This is a genomic window from Nocardia seriolae NBRC 15557 (assembly GCF_007990715.1).
In the GTDB taxonomy this organism is placed as follows: Bacteria; Actinomycetota; Actinomycetes; order Mycobacteriales; family Mycobacteriaceae; genus Nocardia; species Nocardia seriolae.
Genome location: NZ_BJWY01000096.1, coordinates 1 through 16,019, shown reverse-complemented (window position 1 = coordinate 16,019; position 16,019 = coordinate 1). Strand labels below are relative to the sequence as shown.

At 67.3% G+C, this 16,019-nt stretch carries 16 protein-coding genes and 1 pseudogene; 4 read left to right on the top strand and 13 right to left on the bottom strand.

The window, feature by feature from the left end:
- Positions 1–16: 16 nt before the first annotated feature.
- Genes NS2_RS25270 through NS2_RS25225 form a run of 10 tightly spaced genes read right to left on the bottom strand, consistent with a single transcriptional unit; the run spans position 17 to position 8,986 of the window.
- Complete coding sequence (locus NS2_RS25270; RefSeq protein ID WP_033089850.1) at positions 17–1,192, bottom strand: MCE family protein; 1,176 nt, start codon at positions 1,190–1,192, stop codon at positions 17–19.
- Positions 1,189–2,316, bottom strand: coding sequence for an MCE family protein (locus NS2_RS25265; protein ID WP_033089851.1), 1,128 nt, complete (start codon positions 2,314–2,316; stop codon positions 1,189–1,191). The genes NS2_RS25270 and NS2_RS25265 overlap by 4 nt, the downstream gene beginning before the upstream one ends.
- Positions 2,313–3,416, bottom strand: a complete 1,104-nt coding sequence (locus NS2_RS25260) for an MCE family protein (protein WP_033089852.1) — start codon at positions 3,414–3,416, stop codon at positions 2,313–2,315. The genes NS2_RS25265 and NS2_RS25260 overlap by 4 nt, the downstream gene beginning before the upstream one ends.
- Positions 3,416–4,441, bottom strand: coding sequence for an MlaD family protein (locus tag NS2_RS25255; RefSeq protein WP_033089853.1), 1,026 nt, complete (start codon positions 4,439–4,441; stop codon positions 3,416–3,418). The genes NS2_RS25260 and NS2_RS25255 overlap by 1 nt, the downstream gene beginning before the upstream one ends.
- Entirely contained in the window at positions 4,438–5,460 is a 1,023-nt protein-coding gene (locus NS2_RS25250; protein ID WP_033089854.1) for an MlaD family protein, read from the bottom strand. Before NS2_RS25250 ends, NS2_RS25255 begins: the two co-directional genes overlap by 4 nt.
- Positions 5,457–6,830 (bottom strand): MlaD family protein, encoded by a 1,374-nt coding sequence (locus NS2_RS25245; protein WP_147207303.1) that lies wholly within the window; start codon positions 6,828–6,830, stop codon positions 5,457–5,459. The genes NS2_RS25250 and NS2_RS25245 overlap by 4 nt, the downstream gene beginning before the upstream one ends.
- Positions 6,831–6,838: 8 nt before the next feature.
- The gene (locus tag NS2_RS25240; RefSeq protein ID WP_036547492.1) at positions 6,839–7,702 is read right to left on the bottom strand and encodes an ABC transporter permease; all 864 of its coding nucleotides are present in this window, start codon (positions 7,700–7,702) and stop codon (positions 6,839–6,841) included.
- 1 nt (position 7,703) lies between these two features.
- Positions 7,704–8,573, bottom strand: a complete 870-nt coding sequence (locus NS2_RS25235; RefSeq protein ID WP_033089857.1) for an MlaE family ABC transporter permease — start codon at positions 8,571–8,573, stop codon at positions 7,704–7,706.
- On the bottom strand, positions 8,573–8,761 hold the full coding sequence (locus NS2_RS25230) for a hypothetical protein (RefSeq protein WP_033089858.1): 189 nt from the start codon (positions 8,759–8,761) through the stop codon (positions 8,573–8,575). The genes NS2_RS25235 and NS2_RS25230 overlap by 1 nt, the downstream gene beginning before the upstream one ends.
- Entirely contained in the window at positions 8,762–8,986 is a 225-nt protein-coding gene (locus NS2_RS25225; RefSeq protein WP_033089859.1) for a hypothetical protein, read from the bottom strand.
- Positions 8,987–9,276: 290 nt separating this feature from the next.
- On the opposite strand from NS2_RS25225, the gene NS2_RS25220 reads away from it, so the two are divergent.
- Positions 9,277–10,104, top strand: coding sequence for an oxygenase MpaB family protein (locus NS2_RS25220; RefSeq protein WP_261772312.1), 828 nt, complete (start codon positions 9,277–9,279; stop codon positions 10,102–10,104).
- A 3-nt stretch (positions 10,105–10,107) separates the two neighbouring features.
- Here NS2_RS25220 and NS2_RS25215 read toward each other — a convergent pair whose 3' ends face one another.
- Positions 10,108–12,180, bottom strand: coding sequence for a glycosyltransferase family 39 protein (locus NS2_RS25215; protein ID WP_033089860.1), 2,073 nt, complete (start codon positions 12,178–12,180; stop codon positions 10,108–10,110).
- A 914-nt stretch (positions 12,181–13,094) separates the two neighbouring features.
- Complete coding sequence (locus NS2_RS37825) at positions 13,095–13,235, bottom strand: hypothetical protein (RefSeq protein ID WP_228102817.1); 141 nt, start codon at positions 13,233–13,235, stop codon at positions 13,095–13,097.
- On the opposite strand from NS2_RS37825, the pseudogene NS2_RS38510 reads away from it, so the two are divergent.
- The 3 genes and pseudogenes from NS2_RS38510 to NS2_RS25205 all read left to right on the top strand — a co-directional run.
- Positions 13,213–13,275: pseudogene (locus tag NS2_RS38510) on the top strand (hypothetical protein); the annotation flags it as partial. The gene NS2_RS37825 and the pseudogene NS2_RS38510 sit on opposite strands and share 23 nt — an antisense overlap.
- 97 nt (positions 13,276–13,372) lie before the next feature.
- Positions 13,373–14,089: a sensor histidine kinase gene (locus tag NS2_RS36875; RefSeq protein ID WP_052086805.1), complete on the top strand. Its 717-nt coding sequence runs from the start codon at positions 13,373–13,375 to the stop codon at positions 14,087–14,089.
- Positions 14,090–14,211: 122 nt separating this feature from the next.
- Positions 14,212–14,967 carry a response regulator transcription factor gene (locus NS2_RS25205; protein WP_202969088.1) on the top strand — a complete coding sequence of 252 codons (756 nt, stop codon included), beginning with the start codon at positions 14,212–14,214 and terminating at the stop codon, positions 14,965–14,967.
- On the opposite strand, the gene NS2_RS25200 is transcribed toward NS2_RS25205, so the two are convergent.
- Positions 14,937–15,758: a terpene synthase family protein gene (locus tag NS2_RS25200; protein ID WP_033089861.1), complete on the bottom strand. Its 822-nt coding sequence runs from the start codon at positions 15,756–15,758 to the stop codon at positions 14,937–14,939. The two genes, NS2_RS25205 and NS2_RS25200, sit on opposite strands and share 31 nt — an antisense overlap.
- Positions 15,759–16,019: the final 261 nt, after the last annotated feature.

Here is a 16,019-nt window from a genome sequence, read left to right as displayed (position 1 = left end):
TGGTTGCGGCGGCGAGTCAGCGGGGGATGGGCTGGGACATTTCGTTGCCGGTGGCCCCCGGCGGTGCGGTCGTCCCGTTGTCGGGCACGTCGGGACGGGGTGCGTTGGCCGAACCTCGCACCTGGAGTGCGGGATTGGCGGTGACGCAATAGTTGTAGAGCCGGACCCGGTTGTCGGCTTGGACATCGGTCGGGACCACCGGGATGGTCTCGTAGTCGCAGCTGGGCCGGGGCCAGGGATCGACCAGGGTGTTGTAGGCACCGTGGTGGGCTGGCACCTCGAGTGCCTCCGAGCCCGCGCGCAGCGCCGGGAACAGTGCGGCGATGGCGGGGGCGCGCAGCTTTGCGGCCTTGGTGACAGCCACGAAGTTGGTCACCAGATTGGTGATGGGGTCCTGGGTTTCGGTGATGAACCCGTTGAGGGTGGCCAGCTGGCCCGGACCCTGCCGGAGCAGCTTGCGCAATTCCTGGTCGGCGGAGGCGAATTGGTCGAACAGGACGCTGCCCGCCTTGGTCAGCGTGCCCAGGTCGGGCTGGGCGTGCTGGGTGGTGTTCGCGATGACCTCGAGGTTCTCGATGAGCTGGCGGGTCTGCGGCAGCAGGCCATCGAGTCCGGACATGGCCCGGCTGATGCCGGAGATCACATTTCGCAGCCGATCCGGGCCGCCGGCGAGCGCCCTGTCCAGCTCGTCGATGATGACATTGAGCCGATCCAGATTCATCCCGCCGATGAGATCGCCGAGATTGGCGAACACCGACTGGATCTGCACCGGAATGCTGGTGTGCGCCCGCTCCACCAGTGCGCCGTCACGAAGGTAGGGTCCGGTGTCGGAGTCGGGCCGGAAGTCGAGGTACTGCTCCCCGGCCGCCGAGAGCCGCCCGACCGCGACCGTCCCGCCGACGGGAATCCGTGCGCTGTCCTCGATTTCGGTGACCGCGGCGACCCCGTCCCCGGCGACGTGGACATCGGTGACCTTGCCGATCCGGCTGCCCCGGAAGGTCACGTCATTGCCGGGCAGCAGCCCGCCCGACGACGGCAGTTCCACGGTCACCGCGTAGGTGTGCGGAATCGGGTTGAACCGCAGCACATACCCGCCGACATATCCCGACCCGAGCACCAGCACCGCGATCAGCCCGAGATTGGCGATGGCGATGCGATGGCGCACCACCCATTGCCACAGTGGCGGATTCATCGATCCCCTCCCTGCTGCGGCGCGGGCCGGTCCTCGGGCTGGCGCGGGGGACTGGTGACCCGCCCGAACACCTTCTCCAGCACCTGCGCCAGACTGCCGACGAACTGCCCGATATCCCCGAGTTCGGGCCAGCGGCTGCCGCTGGGATCGGTGAGCGCGCCGACGCTCAGGTAGGAGACGGTGGCGGCGACGGCCAGCGCCGGACCGCGCAGGCTAGCCATGAGCGAGGGATAGATCTGGTGCAGCCCGTCCAGTGCCCCGGTCAGCTGATCGGCCTGCGCGAATCCGGACATGAGCGCCTGAATGCTGTTGAACAGCCCGACGAAATCGCCGCCGCTGGTGTCGGCGAAGTCGCCGAGCGCGTCGGTGGTGACGGCCACCTTGGCGAGCAGGTCCACGATCTGCTGATTGTTCTCGGTGAGCAGCCCGATGAGCGCCGGGAAGGTGTCGGCGGCCTGCCCGAGCTGGGCCTTGCGCCGGGCCAGTTCGCCCGAGAGCGAGTTCAGCCCGCCCAGCACCGCGTCGATATCGCCGGTGCGGGCATTGAGCGCCCCGAGGGCGGCGGTCATCTCGGTGATCAGATGCGACAGCTCTGGTGCGCGCCCGGCGAACATGGAGTCCATTTCGCCGGTGATCTCGGCGGCCTGATTGATGCCACCGCCGTTGAGCAGCAGCGAGATCGAGATCATGAGCTGCTCCACCGACGCACCCGCCGCGGTGCGGTCGACGCCGATGGTGTCGCCATCGCGCAGCGGTTCCCCGGCGTCCTGCGCCGAGGGCAGCGTCATGGCCACGAACATGTCGCCGAGCGGGGTGGCCTGGCGCAGTTCGACGGTGGTGCCCTTGGGCAGTTGGATGTCCTCGCGGATCAGCATCTGGACATCGGCGAGGAAATTCGTGGTCTTGATCTTGGTGACCACCCCGATATCGGTGCCGCCGATCTTGACGTGCGCGTGGTCGGGAAGATTGAGCGCGTCGGCGAAGGCCGCGTGCACGGTGTATCCGGGCGCGCCCAGACCGGGTTTGGGCATGGGCAGCGTGTCGACGGTGACCGCGCAGCCCGTGGTCGCGAGCAGGGTGGTCGCAGTGATCAGCCCGCCCAGAGCCGTTGTGCGTAGATTCATTTCGCGCCCGTGATTCCCAGTAGCGCGGCGGTGAGCCCGAAGTCGGGGCCGAAGTCCTGGACCTTGCCGGTGCGGCAGCCGTCCAGGCGCATCTGGATGCGCTCGCAGAAGGTCGCCAGGATCTCGCCGTCGAGCACCGATTTGTCGAGCAGGCCGTGCAGCCGCAGCGCCTGGTGTTCCTTGCTGGTGGCATTGGCGAGGTTCTGGAACATGAGCGGCCCGACATCGACGATCTCGGTGAGGCCGCGGGCATTGGCGCGCATCTGGTCGGTGATGGCGACGAATCGGGTCAGTGCCCCGGCGAGTTGATCCTTGTTCTGGCCCACCAGCGCCGCGGTATTGGTGACGAAGTCATCGAGCTGTTGCAGCACTGCGTCGATGCCCGGGGCCTGTTCGCCCAGCAGGTTCACCAGCTCGGTGAGTCGGCCGCTGAAATCGCGCACGGTCTGGTCGTTGGTCGCGATGACCTGGGTGATGTCATTGAGTTTGATGATGGTGTTGGAGATCTGGTCCTTGTTGGCGAAGGTCACCTCGAAGGCGGAGGAGAGCGCGTCGAGGGTTGCGCGCAGCTTGTCGCCATTGCCGTTGAGCAGCGGGAACAGCACCCGGCTGGCCATCGGCCCGGTCTGGTTGTCACCCTTCAACGCATCGCCGAGCTGGGAGAAGGTCGCCAGGATGCGGTCCAGTTCGACCGGAACCCTGGTGTGCTCCAACGGAATATAGGCACCGTCGGACAGTGTCGGGCCGTCACCGGTATAGGCCGGAGCCAACTCCACGTGACGATTCGTGATCAACTGTGGATTCACCAGCGCCGCAAAGGCATCGGCGGGAATCTTGACGTCCTTGTCCAGGGACATGGTGACCTGGACGTAACTGCCCTTGGGGGTGACTGTTTCGACCGTTCCGATCGGAACACCCAGGACGGCAACATCATTGCCCGCATACAGGCCCGCGACATTCTCGAAATCCGCGGTGATCTTCATCCGCGCCCCGAGATACTCCTTGGGCAGCGAGGTGAGCGAATCGGGAAGCAGTCCGCACGCCGAGGTGAGCAGTAATGCGCCGCACACGGCGGCCGGCTTCAGGCTCCGGAATTTCATCACTTGCACCCCTGCACGGCCTGCGCGAAGCACAGCCAGTTGTCCGGAAACAGCCACGGCGCGTATACGTTTCCGTACGGTCCGTCGCCGAGCACATTGTTGAACTGCCGCAAGGTCACCGGCATGATCTGATACAGCCGGTCGAGGTTGCCCTTGTTCTTCTCCAGGCCCGCGGACATGGTGTTCAGGTCGGTGATGAGCGGGCCGAGCTGGTTGTTGTTCTCGAGGCCCATCTGCTGCAACAGGCTCGACAGCGCGGCCACATTGTCGAGGAGCTGTTTCAGAAGGGTCTGGCGTTGCTGCACGGCGCTGCCGATGGCCTCACCGCGAGTCAGCAGGAGCAGCACGCTGTTCTGATTGTCCGAGGCCAGCTGCGAGACGGTATCCATACTCTTCAGCAGCGTGTCCACCTCGTCGCGCCGGTCGTTGATGACCTTGGCCAGCGCGCCCACGCTGTCCAGGGCCTTGACGGTCAGCTCGGGCGAGGTGCCCATCTGCTGGTCCACCAGATCGAGGGCCTGGCGCAGCTTCTGCGGATCCAGCTTCTCGATGCGCTCGAAAGAGTTCTTGTACTGCGGATCCTGTATGACCTTGCCCAGGTTGTAGGGCACCGAGGTGTGATCCAGCTTGATCCGGTCCCCGGCCAACGGCTTGCCGTTGCCGGGTGTCAGGTCCACGTGCAGCCGACCCAGGATGGTCGACATCTTGATGGCCGCGCGCGCCTCGTCGCCGAGCTCGAGGTCGCGGTGCACGCGCATGTCGACCAGGACCTTGCCGTTGTCCAGCTTGACCGCGCTGACCTGACCGACCTCGATGCCCGCCACGTCCACGGTCGCGCCCGGCCGCAACCCGGCGGCCTGCGCGAATTCGGCGTGGATCGTCTTGTCGCCCAACTGCGCCCGCTCCAGCACGTTGGACCCGACCAGCAGCAGCACGACGAACGCGGCCGCGAACAACCCCAGCCGCAGGTACCGATTGGCCAGGAAGCCGGGATAGCGAATGACCGGGATGCGAAGCCGCCTCATCGGCACACCTCCGAATGGGATTGGCCGCCGATCTGATTGAACAGACCGGGCGGGAGCAGCACGCCCCACAGCGAGAAGTCCAGGCTGCACAGGTAGGCATTGCCGTACGCGCCGTAGCTGCTGAACCGCGCGACACCGTTGAGGACGTCGGGCAATTCGACGGCGGCCTGGTCCAGCGACGCCCCATTGAGCAGCAGCAGCGCGACACCGGCCGAGGCATCGGTCTGCGCCCGCGCGACACCGGGTTTGACCTGGCCGAGAATGCCCACCAGCGAATCGGTCGCCGTCGCAACGCGTTCCACCGACGACTTCAAGGTGGTGCCCTGCGAGTACAGCGCTTCGGTGAGCGCCCGCGCCTGGGTGAGCAGCGTTTCCAGCTCATTGCTGCGATTGGCCAGCCCGGAGATGACGCCGCTGAGATTGCCCACCACCTGACCCAGGATCTCGTCGCGCTGTCCGAAGGTCCCGGCCAGCTGCGCGGCCTGGGTCACCAGGGCGCTGAGCGATACGCCGTTGCCCTGCAAGGCTTGAATCAGTTTCTCCGACAACGAGTTCACCTGATCCGGTTGCAGCACGCTGAGCAGCGGCTCGAATCCCGACAGCAGCGAGGAGACGTCGAAGGACGGCTCGGTCCGTTCGAGGGGGATCTGCTCACCGGACGCCAGCGGTCGGCCGGCTTCCTTGCCCGGCATGAGCGCGACATAGCGCTGGCCGATCAGGTTCTGGTAGCGCACCAGGGCTTTGGTCGTGGTGGTGGGATGTTGATCGTCCTGGATACGGAAGTCCACCCGGGCCCGGTAGCCATCGGCGAAGGCGATCTTGTCCACCCGTCCGACGCGCACGCCCGCCATCCGGATGTCGTCGCCGACGCGCAGGCCGAGCACATCGGAGAACACGGCCGAATAGCTGCGGGTGCCGCCCGGCACCGAACGTTGCAGGGTCGACCAGATGGTGTAGGTCAGCACCACGGCCACGATGGCGAAAAGACTGAAGCCCGCCAGGGCTTTTCCCGATTTCACGACGCGCCTCCGGTCGCGGCGGGGACCAGCGATCCGCCCGCGAGCAGCGGCGTCAGCAGCAGGATCTGGGCCGCGTCCGGCTTGCCGCCGACCAGCGCCGCGATGGCCTCGGTACCGCGCAATCCGTCCGGTTGACCCTGTTGTGTCTTCCCGGTCCAGGACGCGGGCGCGGTGAGACCCGGGATCGCGGGCAATCCCGGGATCACCGGAAGACTCGGTGTGGCAGGAAGCGTCGGCGCGGGTCCGGCGGCATCGAGCCACTTGGGGGCCTGCTGCTGTGGAAACTCCTGCGCGGGAGCGGTTTCCGGTACTGTCGACCCGCCGCAGCGCGGCCCGGACAGGTCGCCGTAGCGCGGGCAATCCTTGGTCGTGTACTGCTGGAACGGCGTGAAGGACACGTCCATCTTCCACACCATCTGTTTCTTGGGGCCGAAGGTGAAGGTGGTCTGCAAGCGTTGCAGCGCCGTATTCAGATTCGCGATGGCATAGGGAATGGCCTGAGGGTCCTGGGCGAGGCTGCCGAAGAGCTGGTCGAGCCCGGACACCAGGAACTTGCCCGAGTCGGGATTGCGGGCGAACAGGCCGTTCACGGTGTCCACCGCGCTGCCGCCGCTGGTCAAAAGGTTCACCAGCGCGGCCCGCTGCTCGGTCAGCGTGCGTGCCGTGGTCACCGACTTGGCCAGGGTGCCAACCAGATCCGGGGCCGATTCGCTCAGCGCGGAGGCGGCCCGCCCGAGATTGCCCAGCAGGTCCCCGATCTCTTCGATGGCGCGCACCTCGGTGATCCAGTGGTCGAGTCGTTCGACCGTCGAACCCGGTACCCGCGCGGCCGGATCCAGGGCCGCCGACAGCGTGGACAGCACCCGCCCCAGCTTCTCCGGCTGGATATCGGTCAGCACGGTGCGCAGCACATTGAGCGTGGACTGCAACTGCACCGTGGCAGTGCTGGTGTCCTCCGGAATCGTCGCACCCGCGCGCAGGGTGGCGCGGCTGGGCGTGGTGTCGACCAGCTCGACCGCGGTCACCCCGAAGATATTGTTCGGAATCACCCGGGCCGCCACGCTCGCCGGAATCGTGCCCGCCACTTGGGGTTCGATCGCCAGCGCGGCCCGCTGCCGCGCGCCTTTGGCGACCACCGTCACGTCCTGCACGCGGCCCGCGACCATGCCGCGGAACTTCACGTCGGCGTGCGCGGGCAGCCCGTCGCCGGTGCTGGTGAGCTCGGCGGTGACGGCCACCTTGTCCTCGAAGCGGCCGTTGTAGCGCAGCGCCAGCACGTACAGCAGCAGCGCCACCGTGGCGAGCAGGGCGAGTCCGGCGAGCGTGAGCTGCCGGGCCGTGGGGCCCCGCCCGCTGGGATCGAGAATCATGCGAATACCTATCCGGAGATGCGGAAGCCGGGGTCGATGCCCCAGATCGCAAGGGTGAGGAAGAGATTGATGAAGACCATGACGACGATGACCATCTTGATGGCGCGCCCGGCCGCCACCCCGACACCCTCCGGCCCGCCGGTGGCGACGTAGCCGTAGTAGCACTGGATGAACGTCGAGATCATCACGTAGATCATGACTTTGAGCAGCGACCAGAACACGTCCGGTCCGAGCAGGAACTGGAAGAAGTAGTGGTCGTAGGTGCCCGCGGTGGTGCCGCCCAGGAACAGCACCGACAGCTTGGTGGCCAGGTACGCCGTCACCAGGCCCACGCTGTAGAGCGGGATGATGGTCAGTGTGGCCGCGATCATGCGGGTGCTGATCAGGTACGGAAGCGGCCGGATGGCAATGGATTCCAGCGCGTCGATCTCCTCGGCGATGCGCATGGACCCCAGCTGCGCGGTGAACCGGCACCCGGCCTGAATCGCGAAGGCCAGGGTGGCGATGATGGGCGCGAGCTCGCGGGTGGTGGCGAAGCCGGAGATGGCCCCGGTGAGCGGGCTCATGGTGAGCAGGTTCAGCGCCGTGAACGACTCCATGCCCACGGTGATGCCGCCGAACCCGCACAGCGCCACCACCACGCCGATGGTGCCGCCGCCGACCACGAGTGAGCCGTTGCCCCAGCCGACATCGGCGGTCAGGCGCAGGACTTCGCGGCGATAGTGCTTCAGCACGAACGGAATCGCGAACAGAGCCTGGAAGAACGTGATGACCTGATGGCCGAGCCGCTGATTGGCCTGGACCGGCATCGACACCACGTTCGCGGCCATCCGCACGGGTTTCAGCGCCGGGGGGGTGTAGAGACTGCCCATCTCACACCACCTTCGTCGGCAGCAGCGTGTTGTAGAGCTGGGTGAGCACGATATTGGTGGCGAACAGCATGAGCGCCGAGCTCACCACCGCCGAGTTCACCGCATTGGCGACTCCGCCCGGACCGCCGTGCGCGTGCAGGCCGATATCGCAGGCGATGACCGCGGTCAGCAGGCCGAAGACGGCCGCCTTGAGCACCGCGATCACCAGGTCATTGGCCACCGCGAAGGAGGCGAACGACCCGATGAACGAACCCGGCGTGCCCGACTGGGCGTAGACGTTGAACATGTAAGCCGTTGCGAAGCCCACGAAGACGATGAATCCGCACAGCAGCATGCTCACCAGCACGGCCGCTGCGAGCCGGGGCGCGACCAGGCGGCGGACCGGGTCCACGCCCATCACCATCATGGCGTCGATCTCCTCCCGGATGGTGCGGGAGCCCAGGTCGGCGGTGATGGCCGAGCCGACCGCGCCCGCGATCATGAGCGAGGTGACCAGCGGCGCGCCCTGACGGATGATGCCGAGCCCGGCGACCGCGCCGATGAAGGTGGTCGCGCCGACCTGATTCACCAGCGCGCCCACCTGAATCGAGACCACGACGGCGATCGGGATGGCCACCAGCACGGTCGGCGCGGCCGACACGCTCGTCATGAAGGCGCACTGCTTGATGAACTCGCGATACGGGAAGCGCCGCCGGGCGATCGAGACGATCAGCTGGATCAGCGCGTCACGGCCCAGATCCACCTGCCGACCGAGGGTTTCCAGCGACCGTTGCGGGTGCCGCCGCCACAGCCCGCGCAGGCTCGCGCCGATGCGGTCGAGCTCGGAGGGCTCGGATCGAGCTGCGGTGGCGGGCTTTTCGAGGGTTGTCATCAGGCCGCGTCCTCGAGATAGCGCTGCGACTCGACCAGCCCGAATCCGACCGCGGCGATCCCCGCGACCACGGTGCACAGCACGGCCACCCACAGCCCGGCGCGCAGGACGGGATTGACCTTCATTCGCCCACCGAGAATCTTGATCCCGATCACCAGGATGTCGATGAGCCAGACCAGAACCATCATCTACGTCATGCACACATTCGAGAAGGTGAGCACCGGCCAGCACACGATGGATCCCAGGAACGAGATGATCACGTCGATGCCGTGCAACTGCTTCAGGTGCGAGGTGTGCGTGAGGGTCCACACCACCCCGACGAGCCCGTAGGGAATCCCGAGAATGATGAGCGTGCCGAGGAACTCGGACACCTTCATCTCGTAGCTGAGTATGCGATCCAAGCGTTTCAGCATGCCGCGAACGTCCTTTCCCGCCCCTGCCGTGCCCCTGTGCACGACGGTCGCAGCAGCATATGTTACTCACTATTCTTCGGATGTGAAGCGAATCCAGAGATCTTTCTTCGGCGGTATGTTGGAGATCGATGGCGGAAAATATCCATTCAAAACCATCGCCGATGGCGCTAAGTTAGTAGCTGTTCATCGTGATAGTCCGCCCGAAAGGGGACCTCGTGACAACCGCGGCAGCGTAGCCGTCCGGCGCGCCCACCCTCACCCTGGAACAGACGCGCATCCACATCCCCGGCGTGCACCGCCCCGACGGCAAGCGGCCGCCGAAACTGGAGGACGCGCTGGACTTCTGGCAGTTCTCGGGCGCGGCCGCCAATGTCGCCATGCAGATCGCGCGGCCCGGGGTCGGGTACGGCGTGGCCGACAGCAAGGTGGAGTCGGGGGCGCTGATGGTGCATCCGTGGAAACGGTTGCGCACCAACGCTTCCTATCTGGCCGTGGCGATCCTGGGGACGCCCGAGGAGAAGGTCCTCTTCCGTGAGGCGGTCAATGTCGCGCACCGGCAGGTCAAGTCCGAACCCGGTGCGGCGGTGCGCTACAACGCCTTCGACCGCAATCTGCAACTGTGGGTCGCGGCCTGCCTCTACATCGGCTTCGAGGACTCCTACCAGCTGCTCAACGGCGAGATGAGTCCCGAACAGGCCGAGGCGTTCTACTCCACCTCGGCCCCGCTCGGCACCACCTTGCAGGTCACCGACGACATGTGGCCGGCCACCCGCGCCGAGTTCGACGAGTACTGGGTAGCGGCGTGCGAACAGGTGGCCGTCGACGAGAAGATCCGCGGCTTCATCGACGACCTGCTGCACCTGCGCATGATCCACTGGTACCTGCGCGTCCTCTTCGGTGGCCTGCTGCGCTTCCTGACCGTCGGCTACCTGCCGCCCTACTTTCGGGAACAGCTGGGTGTCGAGTGGTCGGCGGCCGATCAGCGCCGTTTCGAGCACCTGTTCCTGTTCGTGGGCTTCGTGAATCGCTTCATTCCCAGGTTCATTCGCACCATGGGGACCCACTCCATGATGGCGAACGTGCGTCGGCGGATGAAGAAGCAGCGGGCCTTGATCTGATCCTCACGCGCTGTGCGGCTGGGTCAGGTCGTAGACGGTGCTGCCGCCGACGGTGACCGCGGTGAAGTTGGCCTTCACCCAGGCGCTGATCTGCGATCCGGTGGAATCGTTGCCGCCCATGCCGGATCCGCCTCCGGTGAAATAGCGGACCTGACCGGTGGCTACGTAGTACTGGAACTGCGCGAGGGTGGGAGAGCCGTCGCTACCGGTGAATCCACCGATGGCCATGACTGATCTGCCGGAGTTCAGGGCGAGTCCCGCGGCCGAACCCGAGCCGACGGTTGCCGCCGCCCAGCGGTTCTCGGTCTGCTCGAACAACTTCACCAGTTCGGTATTGTTCGAGGACCCCTGACCTTGGCCGCCCGCGCCGCCCGGATCGGTAGGAGCTTCGGTGCTCTGCCCAGCGGCAGCGTCGCCGCCGGTGCCGTCCGGAACCCCTTCGGGCGCTTGGCCGGAAGCGTCGCCGGAGAGTTGGGACCGGGCATCGCCCGAGCCGGGCATACCGCCCGCGCCGAAACTCTGGCTGGTGGGTCCGGAGAGCGGGTTGCCGCCACTGTGGGCCTGGCTCGCGGTCGCGACGGCCCAGGCGCTGGTGCCGCCGAGGCCGAACAGCAGGCCCGCCATGGCCAGTTCGACGGCATAGCGGCGGGACCGGCGGGTGCCGGCAATGAGGGCCAGTGCCACCAGGATGGAACCCGCCAGCACGGTCCAGCGCAACCACGGCAGCCAATCGGGGGAGCGATCCAACAGGCCGAATGACCATGCACCGGTGACGGCCGCCATCAGGGCCAGGGTCACCCGAGCGGCGGGATGCGCTGCACGCGAACACAATTCACGAATGGACATCGCGATCAGCGCGCCGATGGCCGGAGTCAGGGCCACCGTGTAGTACGGGTGCACGGTGCCGCTCATGTACGAGAAGGTCAATCCGGTGACCAGGAGCCAGCCACCCCACAGCACGAAGGCCGCCCGGGTGCGGTCGGTGCGCGGTGCGCGGCGGGTGAGCCAGAGTCCGGCGAGCAGTCCGATCAGAGCGGCGGGGAGCAGCCAGGAGATCTCACCGCCCATCTGCGCGTTGAAAAGACGTGTGATGCCGGTTGATCCGCTGAATCCGGCGGGCCCGTGCATGCTCGCGGACGCATCGCCGCCGCCGGAGCCACCGCCCATATTGCCGCTGCCGCCGAGGATCCGGCCCAGGCCGTTGTAGTCGATCGCCAGCTGCCACAGGCTGTTGTCGGTGGAACCGCCGATGTACGGCCGGGAATCGGCGGGCCACAACTCCACCAGGGCGACATACCAACCGGCCGAAGCCACCACGGCGACACAAGCGACGATCAGGGCCCAGATCCGTTGCCGCAGGGGGCTGTTCGCGGCAATGAGAAACGCCAGGCCCAGTCCGGGCAGGACCAGGAACGCCTGCATCATCTTGGTGAGGAAACCGAATCCGACCGCGACGCCCGCGAGCGCCAGCCAGCCGGTCGGGGCGGACAGCAGCCGCCCGCCGGTCGCCTGGATCGCGCGGACCGTGCAGTAGGCGGCCGCGACCAGCAGCAGCACCAGCAGCGCGTCCGGATTGTCGAACCGGAAGATCAGCACCGCCACCGGCGTCAGCGCCGCGATGGCCCCGGCCAGCAGCCCCGCGCCCGGCCCGCTCAGCCGCCGCACGGTCGCCGCGAGCAACCCGACGGACGCGACGCCCATGAGTGCCTGCGGCAACAACACCGCCCACTGTCCGAATCCCAGCAGCCGCCCCGACAATCCCAGCACCCACATCGCGGCGGGCGGCTTGTCGACGGTGATCGCGTTCCCGGCATCGAACGACCCGAACAGCAAGGCCTTCCAGCTCTGCGCCCCCGCCTGCGCCGCCGCCGAGTAATACTCGTTCGCCCACCCCGAGACGGTGAGGTTCCGCAGGTAGAGCACCGCCGTGGCAGCCAGCAGCGCGACCGTGCCCGGGCGCGCCCACCGCGGCTGCCCCGCAGGCCCGAAAAGCACGCGGCCCAACCGCGTTTCACCCGGTTCGCGATCGCTCAGCCGGTGCGCGGCCACGCCCGGCCGCTGCACTGTCGTTGTCATGGAGTCATCCCTTCGCCCACCGCCGTCGTCGCGGCGGTGTCATTTCCAGCGATCCTGGCCACCCCGCCTCGGGTGAACGTGGCCCCAACCTGGGAACCCGCTGGCAATCCCGGGTACCCCACCTCCACAACCCCGGTGCCCGCGCACATCGGACCGGCGCCGGTCGCGGTCCGGCCGCCGGTGGATCGGGCTGCGGAGAGTCGTCGGATTCGGGCGGGCGGGATTCTCGAGTTGCCCAGAGGTTGGTTGTTTATCGTCGGCGGCGTTGATGTGGGCGCGACGCTGCGAAGGGTGATCGGTGATGGGAAAGGACGCGCGGAATTCGAGCCGGGCTCTCGCGCGCCCCGCGTCAGGTCCCCGGAAGTGGCGGTGAGCTGTGTTTAGGTGGCGTGTGTGAACGATCGGCCGCTGGCCACGGCGGCGGAAGGCGAGGTGGCGGGGCGGTTTCCGCGGCTGCGGCGGTGGACGTTGCGGACCCGGCTGTTGGTGACCGTGGTCGCGATTGCGAGCATCGGGCTCGCGGGCTTCGGCGTGCTGAGTACCTCGCTGCTGGCGCGGGCCGAGTTGGCGCGGATCGATGCGCAGTTGAACGGGTCGGCCGCCGATGTCTCGGCGTCGGATCATCCACCGCCGCCGCCGAAGCCGGCCACCGAGGTCTCGGGGGTGCCGTCCACGTTCCAGATCCTGTTCTTCGATGCCGGTGGCACGCAGGTCGGGCGGATCGGGGTCGGGACCACGACCCTGGAGCTGCCCGCCATGGACAGCGCGTCGGTCGCGGCGCGGGGCAGCCGGATCTTCGAGGTGGGTGAGGTCGGCAGTGACTCGCGGTGGCGGGTCCGGACTGTCGTGCAACCCGCGAACGGTGCTCAGCCGCAGGGCGGAACCGCGGCGGTCGTGATGCCGCTGGACGGCTTCTACGCGACCGAGCGTGAGTTGCGCACCATCGAGGTGATGGCCGGGGCCGGGCTGATTCTGGTGCTGGCGGGCGGCGCGGCCTGGCTGGTGCGGCTCGGGCTGCGGCCGCTGTCGCGCATGGAGCGCACAGCCGAGGCCATCGCCGCCGGCGAGCTGAATCGCCGGGTCGACTACACCGACACCCACACCGAGATCGGGCGTCTGGGGACCGCGTTCAATGTGATGCTCGAGCGGCTCTCGACGAGCCTGCGGCAGCTCGGGGAATCCGAGTCGGCGCATGCGGCTTTTCGTGGCGGACGCCTCGCACGAGCTGCGCACGCCGCTCACCTCGATCCGCGGCTACGCCGAGCTGTACCGGCTCGCGGGCGGGGCGGACCCGGTACAGGTCGCGACCATGATGCGGCGGATCGAGGACGAGGCCGCGCGCATGGGCGTGCTCGTGGACGATCTGCTGCTGCTGGCCCGCATGGACGAACAGCGACCGCTGGATCTCGCCGACGTCGACCTCGCCACCGTGGCCGCGGAGGTGGTCCTGGACGCGCGGGTCCGTCAGCCGGAACGCGTTGTGCGGCTGGACCTTCCGGACGAACCGGCACGAGTGGTCGGCGACGGGCACCGGCTGCGGCAGGTGCTGACGAATCTGGTGGGCAACGGGCTGCTGCACACCCCCGCCGAGGCCGAGATCGCGGTGCGCGTCGCGGCGGGACCGGTGCCTACCGAGGCCCGGGTGGTCGCCGCGGCCGGTGTGGAGCTGGCCGCGGGGGATCCGGCGGTCATCGTCGAGGTGTCCGACAACGGTCCGGGCATCGCCCTCGACAAGGCCGAGCACGTCTTCGACCGCTTCTACCGGGTCGACGAGTCACGCTCGCGCGCGGGCGGTTCCGGCTTGGGGCTGGCGATCGTCGCCGCGGTCCTCACCGCGCACGGCGCGCGGATCCAGCTGCTGAGCGCCCCGGGCGCGGGCACCGTCTTCCGGATCGTGTTCCCGGTCTAGCCCGATGCCGGTCCACAGGAAACACACAGCGGGCACCGAGCTTGCACCGTCGTTGCCGCAACCAGGATCTCCGCCATGGGAAATAACGGGGCCGGTGCTCGGGTGCGCATAGGGTGGCGATCGTGACCGATCGCATCGCGCCGGACGCGGCGTCCGTCCTGGTGGTCGACGACGAGCCCTACATTCTGGATCTGCTCTGTTCCGCACTGCGGCTGAGCGGATTCGACGTGGCCGCCGCCGACAGCGGCCGCGCCGCGCTGGAGGCGGCTACCCGGCGTCCGCCCGACGTGATGATCCTCGACGTCATACTGCCCGACCTGGACGGCTTCACGGTCGCCAAGCGATTGCGGGAACAGGGCAGCGAGGTGCCGGTGCTGTTCCTGACCGCGCGCGACGCGGTCGAGGACCGCATTGCCGGACTGAGGGCGGGCGGTGACGACTACGTGAGCAAGCCCTTCAGCCTGGAAGAGGTGGTGCTGCGGCTGCACGCGATCCTGCGCCGCACCAACAAGCCCGACGCGGACGAGCTCCCGAACCGGCTGCGTTTCGCCGACCTGGAACTCGACGCCGCCACCCATCAGGTGCACCGCGCGGGCGAGCAGATCTGGCTTTCGGCCACCGAATTCAAACTGCTGCACTACCTGATGCTCAATGCCGGCAAGGTGGTCAGTAAGCGGCAGATTCTCGACCGCGTCTGGCAGGCCGAGGACGGCCGCGCCGACCGGGTGGTCGAGACCTTCGTCAGCCAGTTGCGGCGCAAGGTCGACACCGATCACGCGCCGCTCATCCACACCGTCCGCGGCGTCGGCTACACCCTCCGCGAATCCGATCGGCGCAGTGCCGAGGCTCAGACCCGGTCCAGGAAACCGTTGCCGTAGTCGATGTTGCGGGCCTGGCGCAGGTCCACGTCCGGGGCGAAGCGCACGGTGTCGGTGCGGTCCCAGATTTCCATTCCCGCGATGGCGGATTGGCAGTCGCGGATACAGCGGCGGACGGCGTTGCGGATTCTGGGCGGCAGCCGTAAAGCGTCCATTTCGGCGGTGATGGATTGCGCGGCGGCCTGGCAATCGGTGATTCTGTTGTCGATGAGACGGCGAACTTCGACCACCGCCTGGGGCAGGTCCATTCCGCGATGATCATGCAGCGTCCGCACCATATTGGTGGTGTCCTCGGTATCGTGCTCGATCGCCAGTGAATGCAGGTCGTTGATCCAGCACATGATATCGGCGGTGGTGGCGATGATCTCCTGATACGCGGGCCCGAAATAGAGGGCATCGGGAATCTCGGTGTGCTCGACGACTTCCGCGAGATCCACCGTCGGCAATACCGTGCAGGCGTCGCGGCGCAGACGGGGATATTCCTCCGGACTCGGGGAGCGCCCGGCCTGTCGAAATGCGTTCTCGCGGGCGTGACCGATGAGCCACAATTCCAGATTCAACTCGAAACGGCGTTGCCAGACCGGGGAATTCCGCGGGAAGGTGCGGGTGCACAGATTGGACAGAGCTGCGATGACGGGCGGCACGGGCCCGGCCACACCGTGCTCGCGCACGACCCGCAGCGCCGCGTGGCGGAGCCGATCGTAATCGTCGAGACGGCCGGTGGTGATCGCCAGATCCTGTAGATCGTCGAAAATGAAGAAAACGGTGATCCATTCGGCGACCAGGAGCATGTCGGCGAAAGACGCGGTGGGACACCAATATCCGGAGAAGCGGGCCTATCCGAGGGAATCGAAACGCCGGGCTGCTGTCTCGTCGGAAAGTAAACCGAAACGCATCGCCCAGATCTGAACTCTTTCCTGTGCTCGATCGCTCATGGAATGCTGTTGCGGCGGGAACGGAAGCGGGATCTCCAGGTGCCGCAGGTCGTGTTCGTTCATCGGTAACACTCGGCTTCACTCGGCCGGAGGCGGGATCCCTCCGGCCGTTAGTAC